The 15,301-nt window shown below is 61.4% G+C and carries 14 protein-coding genes; 12 read left to right on the forward strand and 2 right to left on the reverse strand.

Going from position 1 to position 15,301, the window contains the following annotated elements:
• The first annotated feature begins 50 nt into the window (after window positions 1-50).
• The 3 genes from HJB91_RS13130 to exoR all read left to right on the forward strand — a co-directional run bounded on the left by HJB91_RS13130 (window position 51) and on the right by exoR (window position 2,806).
• The gene (locus HJB91_RS13130) at window positions 51-1,298 is read left to right on the forward strand and encodes an OmpP1/FadL family transporter (RefSeq protein ID WP_210628136.1); all 1,248 of its coding nucleotides are present in this window, start codon (window positions 51-53) and stop codon (window positions 1,296-1,298) included.
• A 211-nt stretch (window positions 1,299-1,509) separates the two neighbouring features.
• Complete coding sequence (locus HJB91_RS13135; protein WP_247241659.1) at window positions 1,510-1,992, forward strand: hypothetical protein; 483 nt, start codon at window positions 1,510-1,512, stop codon at window positions 1,990-1,992.
• A gap of 19 nt (window positions 1,993-2,011) precedes the next feature.
• Complete coding sequence (exoR, locus tag HJB91_RS13140) at window positions 2,012-2,806, forward strand: exopolysaccharide production regulator ExoR (protein ID WP_210628135.1); 795 nt, start codon at window positions 2,012-2,014, stop codon at window positions 2,804-2,806.
• Between the two features lie 85 nt (window positions 2,807-2,891).
• Here exoR and xth read toward each other — a convergent pair whose 3' ends face one another.
• Together xth and erpA are read right to left on the reverse strand one after the other, a co-directional pair.
• Window positions 2,892-3,683 (reverse strand): exodeoxyribonuclease III, encoded by a 792-nt coding sequence (gene xth, locus HJB91_RS13145; RefSeq protein ID WP_210628134.1) that lies wholly within the window; start codon window positions 3,681-3,683, stop codon window positions 2,892-2,894.
• A gap of 228 nt (window positions 3,684-3,911) precedes the next feature.
• Window positions 3,912-4,244 carry an iron-sulfur cluster insertion protein ErpA gene (gene erpA / locus HJB91_RS13150; protein WP_064709130.1) on the reverse strand — a complete coding sequence of 111 codons (333 nt, stop codon included), beginning with the start codon at window positions 4,242-4,244 and terminating at the stop codon, window positions 3,912-3,914.
• A 222-nt stretch (window positions 4,245-4,466) separates the two neighbouring features.
• On the opposite strand from erpA, the gene HJB91_RS13155 reads away from it, so the two are divergent.
• The 9 genes from HJB91_RS13155 (at window position 4,467) to tatC (ending at window position 15,289) form a co-directional block, all read left to right on the forward strand.
• Window positions 4,467-5,684 (forward strand): deoxyguanosinetriphosphate triphosphohydrolase, encoded by a 1,218-nt coding sequence (locus tag HJB91_RS13155; protein ID WP_221122830.1) that lies wholly within the window; start codon window positions 4,467-4,469, stop codon window positions 5,682-5,684.
• Between the two features lie 63 nt (window positions 5,685-5,747).
• Complete coding sequence (argS, locus tag HJB91_RS13160) at window positions 5,748-7,505, forward strand: arginine--tRNA ligase (protein WP_221154927.1); 1,758 nt, start codon at window positions 5,748-5,750, stop codon at window positions 7,503-7,505.
• Between the two features lie 61 nt (window positions 7,506-7,566).
• Entirely contained in the window at window positions 7,567-10,734 is a 3,168-nt protein-coding gene (locus HJB91_RS13165) for an SPOR domain-containing protein (RefSeq protein ID WP_221154929.1), read from the forward strand.
• 109 nt (window positions 10,735-10,843) lie between these two features.
• On the forward strand, window positions 10,844-11,857 hold the full coding sequence (nagZ, locus tag HJB91_RS13170) for a beta-N-acetylhexosaminidase (RefSeq protein ID WP_221154931.1): 1,014 nt from the start codon (window positions 10,844-10,846) through the stop codon (window positions 11,855-11,857).
• Window positions 11,858-11,920: 63 nt separating this feature from the next.
• Entirely contained in the window at window positions 11,921-12,733 is an 813-nt protein-coding gene (locus HJB91_RS13175) for a ScpA family protein (RefSeq protein WP_210631639.1), read from the forward strand.
• Window positions 12,730-13,425: an SMC-Scp complex subunit ScpB gene (gene scpB, locus HJB91_RS13180; RefSeq protein WP_210628128.1), complete on the forward strand. Its 696-nt coding sequence runs from the start codon at window positions 12,730-12,732 to the stop codon at window positions 13,423-13,425. Before HJB91_RS13175 ends, scpB begins: the two co-directional genes overlap by 4 nt.
• A 182-nt stretch (window positions 13,426-13,607) precedes the next feature.
• Window positions 13,608-13,799 (forward strand): twin-arginine translocase TatA/TatE family subunit, encoded by a 192-nt coding sequence (locus tag HJB91_RS13185; RefSeq protein WP_011425113.1) that lies wholly within the window; start codon window positions 13,608-13,610, stop codon window positions 13,797-13,799.
• 51 nt (window positions 13,800-13,850) lie between these two features.
• On the forward strand, window positions 13,851-14,465 hold the full coding sequence (gene tatB / locus HJB91_RS13190) for a Sec-independent protein translocase protein TatB (protein ID WP_210628127.1): 615 nt from the start codon (window positions 13,851-13,853) through the stop codon (window positions 14,463-14,465).
• On the forward strand, window positions 14,462-15,289 hold the full coding sequence (tatC, locus tag HJB91_RS13195; protein ID WP_210628126.1) for a twin-arginine translocase subunit TatC: 828 nt from the start codon (window positions 14,462-14,464) through the stop codon (window positions 15,287-15,289). The genes tatB and tatC overlap by 4 nt, the downstream gene beginning before the upstream one ends.
• Window positions 15,290-15,301 lie beyond the last annotated feature (12 nt).

Genomic DNA, 15,301 nt, shown 5'->3' on the forward strand with positions numbered 1-15,301 from the left:
GAACGCTTACTAAAGTGGCGTACATCAATTGCTGGAGTGGGGGAGACACAATGGCATCGCGTATGTTTTCCAAGGGCGTAACGTCGCTCGTTCTTCTTTCGTCGCTTGCCTCGCCGTCCTTTGCCGGCGGCCTGGAGCGCGGCGGCTATAACATCGATCAGCTGTTCGATACGTCGCCTTTCTCATTTCAGTCGGGCGTGACTTACGTCACGCCGCAGCGCAAGCTGAAGGATGTCCGAGACACGAATACGTCGATACTGACAGGGGGCGGCAATCTGAACAGCCGTCCAGACACGGCTGACGATACCTCAAATTACACCATCCCCTATATTGGTTTTAAGGCTGGTTTTGGCGATGCGGTCGACTGCCTCGTTGACTATTCGGAGCCCTTCGGCGCACACACCGACCCCGGCATGAATTGGGCCGGCGCCAACGATAACATTGAGACAGAGATCAAAACACGGAACTATGGCGGCACCTGCTCCTATCGTTTTGATGTCGGTCCTGGGCAGCTTCGCTTCATTGGCGGCGCTTTTTATCAGGAAGTCGAAGGCTTCAAGGAACGTCTGGTTTCAACGCTTCCGCTTCTGCTTGGGACTGGAACTGGCGTCGGTCGTCTGGATATCGACGATAGCGGTTGGGGCTGGCGCGCCGGTCTTGCTTACGAGATTCCGGAATATGCGATGCGCGCGAGCCTCGTCTATAACAGTCGCGTCAAGTACGATGACCTGTCCGGGACTGTTGATCTCCGTCAAGTTCCGGTTGTGCCGCTATATGGGGGCCTGGTCACACCAGTTTCCGGTTCCGCCGAAGCTCCGGATTCGCTGGAGCTGAAGCTGCAAAGCGGTATCGCTCCGGATTGGCTTGCATTCGGATCGGTTAAATGGACGAATTGGAGCGTCCTGCAGTCGGTAGCATTCTGCCCGACCAACGGCTTGCCTTGCCCCGCGGGTGGTCTAACCTCGCTCGACCTCCTTTATCGTGATGGTTGGACGATCTCCGGCGGTGTCGGCCACAAATTCAATGAACAATGGGCCGGTGCAGTCAGCCTGACATGGGACCGCGGCACCAGCCAGGGGTATGGCGCGCAGACAGACAGCTGGACGCTGGGGCTCGGTGCAGCCTACACACCGACCGAACATATCGAATGGCGCTTTGCCGGTGCCGTGGGCGTGTTGACGAGCGGTTCGTCTGGTGCTGTGACCCGGAATGGCGTCACATACGGAGATGATGTTTCCTACTCCTTCGATGACGATCTGGTCGCTGCACTGTCGACAAGCATAAAGATCAAGTTCTAAATTCCTGATTTGAAGAATTGAGAGCCCGGCACTGCCGGGCTTTTCTTTGTGCGCGGCCCGTTAATCATGTCATTTGCTGGTCTCGTTTTGTGACGATTCAGCAACAGTTTTTTACGATGAATGGCGTATGGTGGCGATGGGGCGAATTTGTCCATTTCCCGCCACAAAGAGAGCGCAGCGGTATTGCGGGCGAGGTGATGGCAGACTTACGGTGCGTGTAATCAGTAGCATGGGTCGATTTTTTTCCGGTAACACCAGATCGTACGGCGCAAGTGGCGACAGCCGCGTGATTGCGGCCGTTTCTCTTTCCGGGCAAGGCTATTGCGACCGTAAATTCGACCTCACGATCATGCCGTCGATCCATTCATTGCCGTCGTTATCTGTCCGTTCGCATAGTCAGGCGGGCTTAGCGGCAGATGTCGATACCGGTTTGGTCACATTTGCTATTTACGAATGCGATAAAGGCGGGAAGGCGGATGCCGCGCCCGCCGACGGGGTGCCAGGAAGATTACAGTCGGGCCATGCCGCGAGCCGGGTGGTCCTGAATGAGATGCTGAAAATTCGGCCTCTCGAAAGAGGCCAATGGGCTGGAAGCGACGCGGGCAAAGGGGCCATGGAGCTCGCCGCGGGATCGCTCGCCTCGAAGGAATACATCGGTGGTATGCCCGGCGTCAGCGCCGGCTGCGGGCGATGAGCGAAAGAAATCGGTTGAAATGGTAACGTCCGAGTTCAAATTGTTCAAAATCATGCTGATGGGCATGTGGGTGGCCATGGCGCTGTCCGGTCCGGTTCTCGCTTTCGACATCAAGAGCGACGTCAGCAAGGAATCCGGCCCTTTCGACCTCTTCAAGTTCGGCTTCAAGGCCTACAAAAACGGTCAGAAGGAGGAGGCGGTCGAGGCCTACAAATACGCCGCCGAAAAGGGCCATACCGGTTCGCGCTGGGCGCTCGCCAACATGTATGCCGACGGCGACGGCGTCACCCAGGACGATTTCGAAGCCTTCAAGATCTATAGTGAGATTGCCCAGCAGGGTGTCGAACCCGGCTCGGAAGACACGGGTTTCTTCGTCAACGCGCTTCTCTCGCTCGCCAACTACTACAAGCACGGTATTGCCGGCAGCCCGGTGAAGATCGATCTCACTCAGGCGCGCCAGCTCTATTTCCAGGTGGCCTCCACCTTCGGCGTTCCCGAGGCACAGTTCCAGCTGGCGCAGATGATGCTGGCCGGCGAGGGCGGTAGTGCCAGCCCGCAGCAGGCGAAAAAGTGGTTGAACCAGGCCCGTAAGAGTGGCCATCCCGGCGCCATGGCGGTTTTCGGAAACATCCTTTTCGACGAAGGCCAGACGGCCCGCGGTCTCGCGCTGATGACCGCCGCCCTCGACCGCTGCAAGCCGAAGGATTGCGGCTGGATGGAAGCGCTGCAGGAGCAGGCCTTCTCGGTTGCCAACGAGGCCGACCGTCGCACGGCTGTTTCGCTGTCGCACGCCATTTCGAGCGGTTCTGACTGAAACCTACCACTCAGCGCCACGCGGCATTCAGCCCGCGCATCCTCCACCGCGTCTCTGAAATGACGCTCTGCCAAGTGCTCGGATCTCAGGCCGCGAAATCGAAATAGGCGATCACCGGTACGTGGTCGGACGGCTTTTCCCACGCCCGCACATGTTTTTCGATAGTTGCCGACGTCATCCGGTCGGCTGCTTCGGGTGACAGCAGCAGATGGTCGATGCGGATGCCGTTGTTCTTCGGCCATGCACCCGCCTGATAGTCCCAGAAGGAATAGAGCCGCGTCGCATCCGTCGTCGCGCGCACCGCATCGGTCAAGCCGAGATTTTCAAGTCTGCGGAATGCCTGCCGCGTCTGCGGCAGGAACAGCGCATCGCTTTCCCAGACCCTGGGATCGAAGCAGTCGTGCGGTTCAGGAATGACGTTGTAATCGCCGGCAAGCACCAGCATCTCTTCATAGGCCAGCCGTTCGGCCGCAAAGCTCCTCAGGCGCTCCATCCAGGCGAGCTTGTAGGGGTATTTCTCGGTGTCGACGGGATTGCCGTTCGGGAGATAAATGCAGCAGACGCGCAGGATGCGCGTGTCGGGCAGCGTGAACACCGCTTCTAGGAAACGCGCCTGTTCGTCCAGCGGGTCGCCGGGCAGGCCGCGGTTGACCTCAAAAGGTGAAGTCTTGGAGAGGATCGCAACGCCGTTGAATCCCTTCTGGCCGTGCGTCTCGACATGATAGCCGAGCGCTTCGATCTCCAGCCGGGGAAAGCCTTCGTCGATCGTCTTGATCTCCTGCAGGCAGACGACATCGGGATCGGAATCCTTGAGCCATTGTGTGAGATTGTCGATGCGCGCCTTGACGCCGTTGATGTTCCAGGTCGCGATCTTCATGCTCTGTCCCGTTCGCTAGGGCATGTCGCGCAAAAGTGTGCGGCCGTTTTTGCGATTCACGACATGCGGAAAATCAAAGACCTAAAGCGTGGCAAGCGAGTCTGAAAGATCGCGACGCGCTTTAGTGCGCTCCTTTTATCGCGGTCTTTCGCCGCTGGACAAGCCAATAAACCGGCCGGAAGCAATTCTTCCGACCGTCGTTGGGGACAACGTTCTGCGCTCGGATATTCAGATCGAGAAGCTGGTGCCGCAGCCGCAACTTGCCACCGCGTTCGGGTTCTTGATCTGGAAGGATTGGCCAAGCAGATTGTCGACAAAGTCGATCTCGGAACCTGCCATATAGACGAGCGACAGGCTGTCGATCAGCACCTTCGCGTCGTTTTTTTCGACGACGATGTCGTCATCCCCAGCGCTGTCGGCAAGGTCAAACTTGTAGGAAAAGCCCGAACAGCCGCCGCCTTCAACGGAAACGCGCAGCGCGCTCTTGCCGGCCTCCGCACTGATGATGGCGGCGATACGCTTTGCCGCGGCATCCGAAAGAGTTACACTCGTATCCGTCATATTTCCTCCTGCCGGGGTCAAGATCCGGAGAGAATGGGTTTCGGCACTCAAATGTTCAAATGCCTGATATCAAAGGAACTTAGCATGATCTTCGCAAAAAGACCATGACGCGCCGAAGCGGTCGGGAGAGCGCCTCTTTGCCGTTTCCTCGGGCTATAGGTATGAAGAGGGCAAAGCGGCGTCAATGGGCAGATGCGGCAACAGGCAGAATGACGGTGAAGAATGACGATTGACAGGCGAGCTTTGGGTTTCGGCGGCAGCGAAAGGGCGGTCTATGCGGCAGACCCGTGGACGACGCGTGGGCGTCTCTATCCGGAAGACAGCAGCCCTACTCGCTCCGATTTCCAACGCGACCGCGACCGCATAGTCCATACCACCGCCTTCCGCCGGCTGAAGCACAAGACCCAGGTCTTCATCGCCCAGGACGGCGATCACTACCGCACCCGGCTGACGCATACGATCGAGGTGGCGCAGATTGCCCGTGCGCTTGCCCGCGCCCTGAAACTCGACGAGGATCTGTCCGAGGGCGTGGCGCTGGTGCACGATTTCGGCCACACGCCGTTCGGCCATACCGGCGAGGACGCGCTGCACGAGGTGCTGCTGCCCTATGGTGGCTTTGACCACAATGCCCAATCGCTGCGCATCGTGACCAAGCTCGAGCGGCGGTATGCCGAATTCGACGGCATCAATCTGACATGGGAAAGTCTCGAAGGTCTCGTCAAGCATAATGGTCCAATGCTGACGCCAGATGGTGTGGGCACGCACGGCCCGGTTCCGCAGCCGATCCTCGATTATTGCGAACTGCACGATCTCGAACTGGGCACCTATGCCAGCCTCGAGGCCCAGGTTGCGGCGATCGCCGACGACATCGCCTATAACACCCATGATATCGACGACGGCCTGCGCTCCGGCTATCTGAGTTTCGACATGCTGGAGGAAATTCCCTTTCTCGCCGAGTTGATGGCCGAGGTGAGGGGGCGCTATCCGCATCTGGAACCGAGCCGTTTCACCCACGAGATCATGCGCCGCCAGATCACCCGCATGGTCGAGGACGTTATCGGCGTCGCGCAGGAGCGCCTTTCACTTCTTCGTCCTGAGAGTGCAGCCGACATCCGCGGCGCCGACCGGGTTATCGCCACCTTTTCCGAAGAGATGGCCGAAACCGACAGGCAGATCAAGGCGATGCTCTTCAAGCGCATCTACCGCAATCCCGATATCATGCGGATCCGTGCCGGTGCTGCCCAGATCGTCACGGATCTCTTTGCCGCCTACATGGCCAGTCCCAAGGAGATGCAGAGCCATTACTGGGTCGATCATATCGCCGGGCTCGCCGATGCGCCGAAGGCTCGCCATGTCGGCGACTACCTCGCCGGCATGACCGACACCTATGCGATCAGTGCCCACAGGCGATTGTTTGACCACACTCCGGATTTGCGATAGGCAGCGGTCGCCCGCCGAAGGCCGATTTGCGCCTTTGGCACAGCCTATGCATGGAAGAGTGCGATGAACCTTTTTACCGACTTCGAAGCCAGGATCAAAACCGCCCTTGAACAGATTGATCTGGTCAGGGAAAAGCGATCTGAGCTCGATTTCGGCCGCATCACAGTCGAACCGCCGCGCGATGCGAGTCATGGCGATGTTGCGACCAATGCCGCGATGGTGCTGGCAAAGCCGCTCGGCACCAATCCTCGCGCCCTTGCGGACGTCATAATCGCCAAGCTCAAGGAGGATGCCGACGTCGCCGATGTCTCGGTCGCAGGTCCGGGTTTCATCAACATCCGTCTCGCCGTCCGCTATTGGCAACGGCTGCTCGCCTCGATGATCGGCGCCGGCACCGACTATGGCCGCTCGACCCTAGGCCAAGGTCGCAAGGTCAACGTCGAATATGTCTCGGCCAATCCGACCGGCCCGATGCATGTCGGGCATTGCCGCGGCGCCGTGGTCGGCGATGCGCTCGCCAACCTGCTCGCCTTTGCCGGTTACGGCGTCGAGAAGGAATATTATATCAACGACGCCGGCTCGCAGATCGACGTGCTCGCCCGGTCGGTCTTTCTGCGTTATCGCGAAGCGCTGGGTGAACGGATCGGCGAAATCCCGTCGGGTCTCTATCCGGGTGACTATCTCGTGCCCGTCGGCCAGTCGCTTGCCGCCGATTACGGCGTCCGGTTGCACAATATGCCGGAGGAGCAGTGGATGCCGATCGTCAAGGATCGCACCATAGACGCGATGATGGTCATGATCCGCGAAGATCTGGCGGCGCTGAACGTCCATCACGACATCTTCTTTTCCGAGCGGACCCTGCATGCCAATGGAGCGGCGGCGATCCGCACGGCGATCAACGACCTGACCTTCAAGGGTTACGTCTACAAGGGCACGCTGCCGCCGCCGAAGGGCCAGCTTCCGGAAGACTGGGAAGATCGCGAGCAGACACTGTTCCGCTCGACCGAGGTGGGCGACGACATGGACCGGCCGCTGATCAAGTCGGACGGCTCCTACACCTATTTCGCCGCCGACGTCGCCTACTTCAAGAACAAGTTCGATCGTGGTTTCGACGAGATGATCTATGTGCTTGGCGCCGACCATGGCGGCTACGTCAAGCGCCTGGAAGCGGTTGCACGCGCCGTTTCGGAGGGCAAGGCGAAGCTGACGGTGCTGCTCTGCCAGCTCGTCAAGCTCTATCGCAATGGCGAGCCGGTGAAGATGTCGAAACGTTCGGGCGATTTCGTCACGCTTCGGGACGTCGTCGAGGAAGTCGGCCGTGATTCGGTCCGGTTCATGATGCTTTATCGCAAGAATTCCGAGCCGCTCGACTTCGATTTCGCCAAGGTGACGGAGCAGTCGAAGGATAATCCTGTTTTTTACGTGCAGTATGCGCATGCCCGCTGCATGTCGGTCTTCCGGCAGGCAAGAGAGGCTTTTCCCGGCCTCGATGCTTCGCCCGAGGATCTTGCGAAAGCCGTTGGTGGCGTTGGCGATCCGGCCGAATTGCAGCTCGTCGCCAAGCTTGCCGAATTCCCGCGTATCGTCGAGGCGGCCGCCCAGTCGCAGGAGCCGCATCGCATCGCATTTTACCTCTACGATCTCGCCAGTGCGTTCCACGCGCACTGGAACAAAGGTAAAGATCAGCCTGAATTACGATTTGTTAATGATAAAAACCGAGAATCAAGTATTGCCAGACTTGGGCTGGTGTACGCCGTCGCGTCGGTTTTAAAGTCGGGACTTGCTATTACAGGCACTGCCGCACCTGACGAAATGCGATAACGTCACCATTTACCCACAATGCGCTGGCATTTGAGCGTTGGCGTTTGCGAGTGGGATAGGCATGGCTGAGAAACAATTTGCGTATGATACGCGCGGAAAAGACGATCTGTTTGCGGACGACGATCCGTTGGCTGAACTTGCCCGGATTGTCGGTTTCGAGCCGCGTGTTGCAGCGAATACCGTAAGCGACGCCGCCCGGCGCGAACCTGCCTTCGATCTGGAGGATGAGCTCGGGCGAGAATTCGATCGATACGATTCACCACGTCCGCTGGCCGAACTCGATCGGCCGGCCGAGCCGATCTCCGATGGCATCACTTCCGAAGACTATGTCGAGCCCGTTCTCGATGCTTCTCCCGCTGCCGTAAGCGTGGATGTTCCGGAGCCCGTCTCCGTTGGTCCCGTCGCCGCAGAAGAAGCTGCCCGACCTCCGGCAAGAAACTGGGACGTAGCCGCTGCCGACCCGGCGGCCGGTCAGCCGCAGCTGTCCGCAGATCCTGTTTCCGAGGTGTCGGTCCATACCGCTTTCGGCGGCGCCCGCGACCTGATCGAGGAACTCGAACTGTCGATCGGTGCGGCGCCGATCTCTTCGCTGGCGCAGCCCGCCAAAACCCCGCAATGGTCGGCCGCCAGCATCAGGTTGCCGCTCGCCAATTTCCACGCCCCCAAACGTGAGGAGCCGGTGGCAGCGGTTGAGCCGGCCGCCGAAGCAGTTGCTGCGCCTGCGGCTGAACCAGTCGCTGAACCGGTGGCTGAAGCAGTCGTTGCCGATCTTGCCTCGGCGGAGCCGGAGCCCGTGATCGAGCAGCCGGCGCCCGCCGCCGCTGTCGAACCTCTGGAGGAGTTCGAATCCGCGGCGCCGTCGTTCGGCTTTCCCGCTGAGCTCGATCGCCACGATGAGGCAATTGCGTCGCAAGAAACTGCTGGAGCCGAGGAATTCGTTGAAGTCGAGGATGATCTGGAAGAGTTCGGCTCCGATGCTGGTTTCGATCTCGCGGCCGCCATCGAGGGCGAGATCCAGGCCGATGCCGCGCTGACTGAGGTCGGACAGGAAGTTCCGCATATCGCCGGCACCTTCGATGTCGACGACCTGCTGGCCGACGTCTCGCGCTATCCCGTGCCCCGCCCGGTATTGCAGCGCGCTAATCTGGCGCCGGCTTCGCCGGAGCCCGCTCCCGTCGAAGTCGACCCGGTCGCTGCCGCACCGGTTCAGCCCGAGGCGATCGCGCCCCTACCGGTCCTCTCAGCTCCGATCGAAATGGCGCCTGCCTTTGCTGGCGAAGCCGCAAGACCTGTCGCGTCCCAACCTGTCTCAACGGCCTATTCACCGGCGCCGCAGCCCGCGCCGGAAGCCGATGATCCCTTCGCGGGCCACGATTTCGAACTGGACCTCGCCGGTATCGAGCTGGAACTTGCCGATCTCGATTTTTCCGAAGCAGCCGAGCCTGCGCCGCAGCCAAAGGCACAGCCGGCGCCCGCCGCGCCGGAGCAGGCAACGCCTGAGTACCCGCAGGCCGCTGTCCCGGCGCAGCCCGCGTCGGCCCTGGTTTCCGAGCAGCCGGTCCCAGCTCCGGCTCCGGTTTTCAACTGGGCACCTGCCGGAGAGGCGTCCGCCGCTGAATCGACCGAAGATCTGCCCTTCGATCCGGCGATGATCTCCGATCCGGAGGATCGTCCCGAGACGGTGGACGATATGCATGTGCCGACGCTGCCGCCGGTCGAGCAGCCCGCTCCGGTCGCGAAAACCGCGGATTTCGATTTCGATCTCGATGCAGAGATCGCGAGCTTTTTCGAGCCGGCCAAACCGCGCGAAACGGCGGCGTCCGCCCGTAATATGGCTGCCGCTGCGGCAACGCCGGTCAAGCCGACCATTGCCGACGGTCTCGACGATTTCGAACGGGCGCTGGAGGAAGATTTCCGCCGCAGCGTGCGCGAGCCGGTCGAGCGCCGGGAAACCTCCGAGGTCCACATCGAGTCGGCAAGCCAGGCCGCTGATTTCAGCCGCGCTCGGTCGATGCGCCGGCTGCTGGCCGGCGCCGTCATGCTGGTGGTCTTCGCTGGCGTCGGTTATGGCGTCTATTCCTCCGTCTGGAACGGCGAAGGGCTCGGCATTGTCGCGTCCGGCGAGCCGCGTGTGATCACGGCCGACAAGGAGCCCATCAAGGTCGTTCCGGAAAATCCCGGTGGCAAGACGGTTCCGAACCAGGATAAGGCCGTCTACGACCGCGTTGCGGGTTCTGCCGAGGAGCCGAAGCAGAAGGCGCTCGTCTCCTCGGACGAGGCCCCGGTCGATGTTGTCCAGCGCACCTTGACGCCGGAGGCATTGCCGGAGGATGACGAGAACGCCGGCGCTGACGATCGGGTCACGCCGACCGCGGTTGGTGAGACGGAGGATCCGCGTCTGTTGCCGAACCACGCCAACGCCGACGACGCTTCCGCCAGCGACGCCGACAAGACGCCATCCGTTTCGCCGCGCAAGGTCCGCACGATGATCGTCAAGCCTGACGGCACGCTGGTCGCCCGCGAGGAGTCCGCGCCGGTCGACCAGCCGGCCGCGCCTGCTCAGCCGATGCCGTCTGGCCAGCCGCCAGTAACGGCGCAGTCCGCCCCGTCTGCGCCATCGGCCCCGATCGCGCCGCCGGTGGCCGGAACGGCTGCGAGCTTCCCGGCAAGCGCCGAGATTGCTTCCGTCGATGCGCGTTCTGCAGCACCAGTTCAAACCGCGCCGACGCAGCCGTCGCCTGCCGCAACTGCCGATGAGCAGGCGGCAAATCCCGCACCGGTCGATGCGCCGGTACGGCCGGTCAAGACGGCAACGATCGCCGATACGGCCCCGGTTCCGATCGCCCGTCCGGCCGATCAGCCTGTCAACGTCGTTGGCACGGTTACCGATAAGGGCAATGTCCGCACCCCCGCGCAGCAGCCGAAGCCGACGCAGGTCGCCTCGGCAACGCCGGCCGCCGCCCAGCCGCAGCAAGCCGGTTCCGCCGGCGGCTACGGCCTCCAGATCGCTTCGCTGCCGTCGGAAGACGAGGCCAATAAATCTTACGCAAACCTGTCGAAGAAATTCGCCGGCGTGCTTGCTGGCCGCGCCCATGAGATCCGCAGGGCCGATATCGCCGGCAAGGGCACTTTCTACCGTGTCCGCATCCCGGTCGGCTCGAAGGATGAGGCAGCAGCCCTTTGCGAACAGTATCGCGCAGCCGGCGGAAGCTGCCTGATTTCCAAGTAACATCGGGTTATCAAATAGGGAGCGGCGAGCCGGATCGGCCCGCCGCTCTTTTTTGTGCATCGCGCCCGCAGTTACTCGCATTTGGCCCGCCGCCGTCTATGATTCGTCCATGACCGAATCAAAAGCGATGATCCTTGGCTGCAGCGGCCTTGCCCTCACATCCGAAGAAAAAGCCTTTTACCGGGACGAACGGCCCTGGGGCTTCATCCTCTTCGGGCGCAATATCTCCGAAGCAGCGCAGATCACTGATCTTGTCGCCGAACTGCGCGACAGCGTCGGCTGGCATGCGCCGGTGCTGATCGATCAGGAGGGCGGTCGCGTCCAGCGCATCCGTCCGCCGGTTCTGCCACGTTATCCTGCAGGCCAGGCGCTCGGCGATGTCTATCGCCGCGATCCGGCGCTCGGGCTGCGCGCCGCTTGGCTGATGTCGCGCCTGCATGCCTTCGACCTTTCGAAGCTCGGCATCAATGTCGATTGCCTGCCGGTTCTCGACGTGCCGGTCGAAGGCAGCAGCAACGTCATCGGCGACCGCGCCTATGGCGGCGATCCCGAAACCGTCATCGCCATGGGACGGGTGGCTGGCGAGGGGCTGAAGGCCGGCGGCCTGCTGCCTGTCATGAAACATATGCCCGGCCACGGTCGCGGCTTTGCCGATTCACATCTGGAGCTGCCTGTCGTCACGGTCTCGCGCGATGAGCTGGAGGCCCGTGATTTCCCACCCTTCATCGCGATGAAGGACGAGCTGATGGCAATGACCTGCCATCTCGTCTTCACATCGATCGATCCGGACAATCCGGCGACGACCTCGCGCAAGGTGATCGACGGCGTCATCCGTCAGCATATCGGCTTTGACGGTCTGCTGCTTTCCGACGATAGCTCGATGAATGCGCTTTCCGGCACGATCGGCGAACGGGCGGCGAATATCATTGCAGGCGGATGCGATATCGTGCTGCATTGCAATGGCCATATGGACGAGATGCGGGAGGTCGTGGCAAATGTTCCGCCGCTCGCCGGTCTTTCGCTTGCCCGCGCAAAAGCGGTAGAAGCAGGCTTTGCCGCGCCGGATGGTGCCGATGAGGCGGAATTGAGGGCGGAATTCGAGGCGATGTTTGTGTCGGTGTGATCGTAGGAGAGCAGGGTGGTCAGCACGGTCAAGGGCTCGGAACGTCCGCAGGCGGCAACGCCGATGGACAAGCTGTGGCAGGAGAACGGCGCCGAGCGCGCCAGCCACGAGCCGGCGCTGGTGATCGACGTCGCCGGATTCGAAGGCCCGCTCGACCTGCTGCTCTACCTCGCCCGCAACCAGAAGGTCGACCTGTCGCGAATTTCCGTGTTGGCGCTCGCCGAGCAATATCTGCAGTTCGTCGAAAGCGCCCGGCGCATCCGCATCGAGCTTGCCGCCGACTATCTCGTCATGGCGGCCTGGCTTGCCTATCTCAAATCGCGGCTGCTCATTCCCCAGCAGGTCAAGGATGACGGTCCCTCGGGCGAAGAAATGGCGGCAAGCCTTGCTTTCCGCCTGAAGCGTCTCGAGGCCATGCGTCAGGCGGCGGATGGCCTCGTCAACCGCAACCGCCTCGGCCGCGATATCTTCGCCCGCGGTGCACCCGAGCATATTCCCGACCGGCAGCAATCCGCTTATGCGGCAAGCCTCTACGATCTCCTGACCGCCTATGCGGCGCTGCGTCAGCGCCATGCCGTCACCCAGGTGACGATCGAGAGGCGTAATGTCTGGTCGCTGACCGATGCCCGCGAGCTGCTGACCCAGATAATCGGCGAGGTCGGCGACTGGACGGCGATGGAACATTATCTGCTGCGTTATCTCGCAGGGCCTGAGGAACGCGTCACGGCGATCGCCAGCGCCTTTGCCGCCTCGCTAGAGCTGGTGCGCGAGGGCAAGCTCGAAATCCGCCAGGACGGCGCCTTTCAGCCGATTTTCATGCGTCGCGGTCCCAAGCACGCTACGCTGCAGGTGGTGGAACAGGAGCGGCCGGCTTGATCGATCCCAGGAGCGACGAGGGGGAAGGCCGCGACTTGCGGGCCGAGATCGAGGCCGAGCGCACCGCCGAGGCGCTGGTCTTCGCCTCCTCGCAGCCCGTTTCCGAAGTTTTCCTGGCCGAGCGCCTGCCGAGGGGCGCCGACGTGCGCGCGATCATGCTGCGCCTGAAGGAGCAATATGCGCCACGGGGCGTCAATCTGGTCCAGGTCGAAGGCGCCTGGGCCTTCCGCACCGCCGCCGATCTCTCCTTCGTCATCCGCCGTGACGACAACGAGGTGAAGAAGCTTTCGCGCGCCGCGCTGGAAGTGCTGGCGATCATCGCCTATCACCAGCCGGTGACGCGCGCCGAGATCGAGGATATCCGCGGCGTTCAAACCTCGCGCGGCACGCTCGACGTGCTGATGGAAGCCGGCTGGGTGCGGTTTCGCGGCCGCCGGCGCACACCGGGCCGGCCGGTGACATTGGGTACGACGCGCGATTTCCTCGACCATTTCGGCCTCGAGGAACTGCGCGATCTGCCCGGTCTCGAAGAATTGAAGGGGGCGGGCCTGTTGTCGGGCCGTATCCCGGCGAATTTCAATATTCCGTCGCCGTCGATGAACGACGAATTGACCGAGGACGAAGATCCGATCACCCAGATGGATCTCGAAGAACTCGGGTTGCTCGCCCCCCGTTCTACCTCCGAAGATTGAAGGACTTCCTCTTGCTTTTGCCATGCAAGACGAAAACAATGGTGCTCACGATTTTTCGATGGGTCAGTGGCTTGTCATAAAGGGCGATACCGTGACATTAAGCGCAGTTCAAAGGGCTTAATGTTGGAAACGGTGTCAGAAATCCTTACATCGTGGGAACATCGAAACAGGGAGTTAGAGTGATGGGTTCTCTTAGCATGTGGCACTGGCTGATCGTTCTGGTCATCGTGCTGTTGTTGTTCGGTCGCGGCAAGATTCCGGAACTGATGGGCGATGTTGCCAAGGGGATCAAAAGCTTCAAGAAGGGCATGACGGACGAAGACGCGCCGGAAACGGCAAAGACCGTCGATCACAAGGCCGACGAAACGAAGTAATCAAGTCCGGGAAAAAGCGCAGCCCCCGCGCTTCCCGTCCAGGAGCCTTGCATGTTCGATATTGGCTGGACCGAGCTTTTGGTCATCGCGGTCGTGCTGATCGTCGTTGTCGGTCCGAAGGATTTGCCGCCGATGCTGCGCGCTTTCGGCAAGATGACGCAGCGCGCCCGCAAGGTTGCGGGTGAGTTTCGGGCGCAATTCGACGAAGCGTTGCGCGAAGCCGAGCTTGACGATGTCCGCCAGACGATCAGCGACGCCCAGAAGCTCAACCCGGTTAATAGCCTGCGCGAGGCGATGAACCCGCTTCGCCAGATGGGCAACGAGATCAAGGCCGACTTGCAGAAGACGACTGTGGCTCCGGAAAATAAGACCGAAGTGCCGCCGGCTGCCGTCTCGGCCCCGACGCCGACGATGAGCCTGCCGGAAACGCCGCCCCTGGTGCCGGCGCCTGCGCAGCCCGAGCCCGTCGCAGCAGCGACTGCCCAGGCCGATACGGTTGCCGGCAAGCCGAAGGCCGTGCGCAAGCCACGCGTCAAGGCCGCCGACAAGGTCGATGCCGCCGAAGTCGTTGCCGTACCTGTGGAAAAGCCGAAGCGGGCCGCGGCGGTCAGGAAGCCTGCAACGTCGAAGAAGCCGACGCAGACGAAGAAGAAGGACGAGGCATGAGCGGTGATATCGAAGACAAGCCGCAGCCGCTGATCGAGCACCTGATGGAGCTGCGCACACGGCTGATCTGGTCGATCGGCGCGTTTTTCGTGGCTTTCATCGCATGCTTCTTCTTTGCCAAGCATCTCTTCAACTACCTGGTCATTCCCTACAAGACGGCTGTGGAGTGGGCGCATCTCGACGTCGAGAAGGCCCAGCTGATTTATACGGCGCCCCAGGAGTTCTTCTTTACCCAGGTCAAGGTGGCGATGTTCGGCGGCCTGGTGGTCGCTTTCCCCATCATTGCCGCCCAAGTCTATAAGTTCGTGGCACCCGGCCTCTACAAGAACGAGCGCCAGGCCTTCCTGCCGTTCCTTATCGCGTCGCCGGTCCTGTTCCTGATGGGGGCTGCGCTCGTCTATTTCTTCTTTACGCCGATGGTCATGTGGTTCTTCCTGTCGATGCAGCAGGCGCCGGGTCATGACGAGGTGGCGATCTCGCTGATGCCGAAGGTCTCGGAATATCTGAGCCTCATCATGACGCTGGTCTTCTCCTTCGGCCTCGTCTTCCAACTACCCGTCATCACGACTCTGCTTGCCCGCGTCGGTCTGCTGACGTCGCAATGGCTCGCCGAAAAGCGCAAGTTCGCCATCGTGCTCGCCTTCGTCGTCGCCGCCGTGCTGACGCCGCCGGATCCGATGTCCCAGATCGGTCTTGCGCTACCAACGATCCTTCTCTACGAGATTTCCATCTATGCGGCGCGACTCGTGGAGCGCCAGCGTGCCCGGCAGGCGCTCGAAAAGGAAAGCGGATCCGCGGACGTTGCCAAGACCGACAGCGTCTGAGGCGATCCGGAA

This window comes from Rhizobium sp. NLR10b (assembly GCF_019685435.1).
Taxonomy (GTDB): Bacteria; Pseudomonadota; Alphaproteobacteria; order Rhizobiales; family Rhizobiaceae; genus Rhizobium.

Bases quoted from the DNA above. Each gene is read 5' to 3' on its own strand.
- HJB91_RS13130 (WP_210628136.1), top strand. From the start codon at position 51: ATGGCATCGCGTATGTTTTCCAAGGGCGTAACGTCGCTCGTTCTTCTT.
- exoR (WP_210628135.1), top strand. From the start codon at position 2,012: ATGGTAACGTCCGAGTTCAAATTGTTCAAAATCATGCTGATGGGCATG.
- xth (WP_210628134.1), bottom strand. From the start codon at position 3,683: ATGAAGATCGCGACCTGGAACATCAACGGCGTCAAGGCGCGCATCGAC.
- erpA (WP_064709130.1), bottom strand. From the start codon at position 4,244: ATGACGGATACGAGTGTAACTCTTTCGGATGCCGCGGCAAAGCGTATC.
- HJB91_RS13155 (WP_221122830.1), top strand. From the start codon at position 4,467: ATGACGATTGACAGGCGAGCTTTGGGTTTCGGCGGCAGCGAAAGGGCG.
- argS (WP_221154927.1), top strand. From the start codon at position 5,748: ATGAACCTTTTTACCGACTTCGAAGCCAGGATCAAAACCGCCCTTGAA.
- HJB91_RS13165 (WP_221154929.1), top strand. From the start codon at position 7,567: ATGGCTGAGAAACAATTTGCGTATGATACGCGCGGAAAAGACGATCTG.
- nagZ (WP_221154931.1), top strand. From the start codon at position 10,844: ATGACCGAATCAAAAGCGATGATCCTTGGCTGCAGCGGCCTTGCCCTC.
- HJB91_RS13175 (WP_210631639.1), top strand. From the start codon at position 11,921: ATGGACAAGCTGTGGCAGGAGAACGGCGCCGAGCGCGCCAGCCACGAG.
- HJB91_RS13185 (WP_011425113.1), top strand. From the start codon at position 13,608: ATGGGTTCTCTTAGCATGTGGCACTGGCTGATCGTTCTGGTCATCGTG.
- tatB (WP_210628127.1), top strand. From the start codon at position 13,851: ATGTTCGATATTGGCTGGACCGAGCTTTTGGTCATCGCGGTCGTGCTG.
- tatC (WP_210628126.1), top strand. From the start codon at position 14,462: ATGAGCGGTGATATCGAAGACAAGCCGCAGCCGCTGATCGAGCACCTG.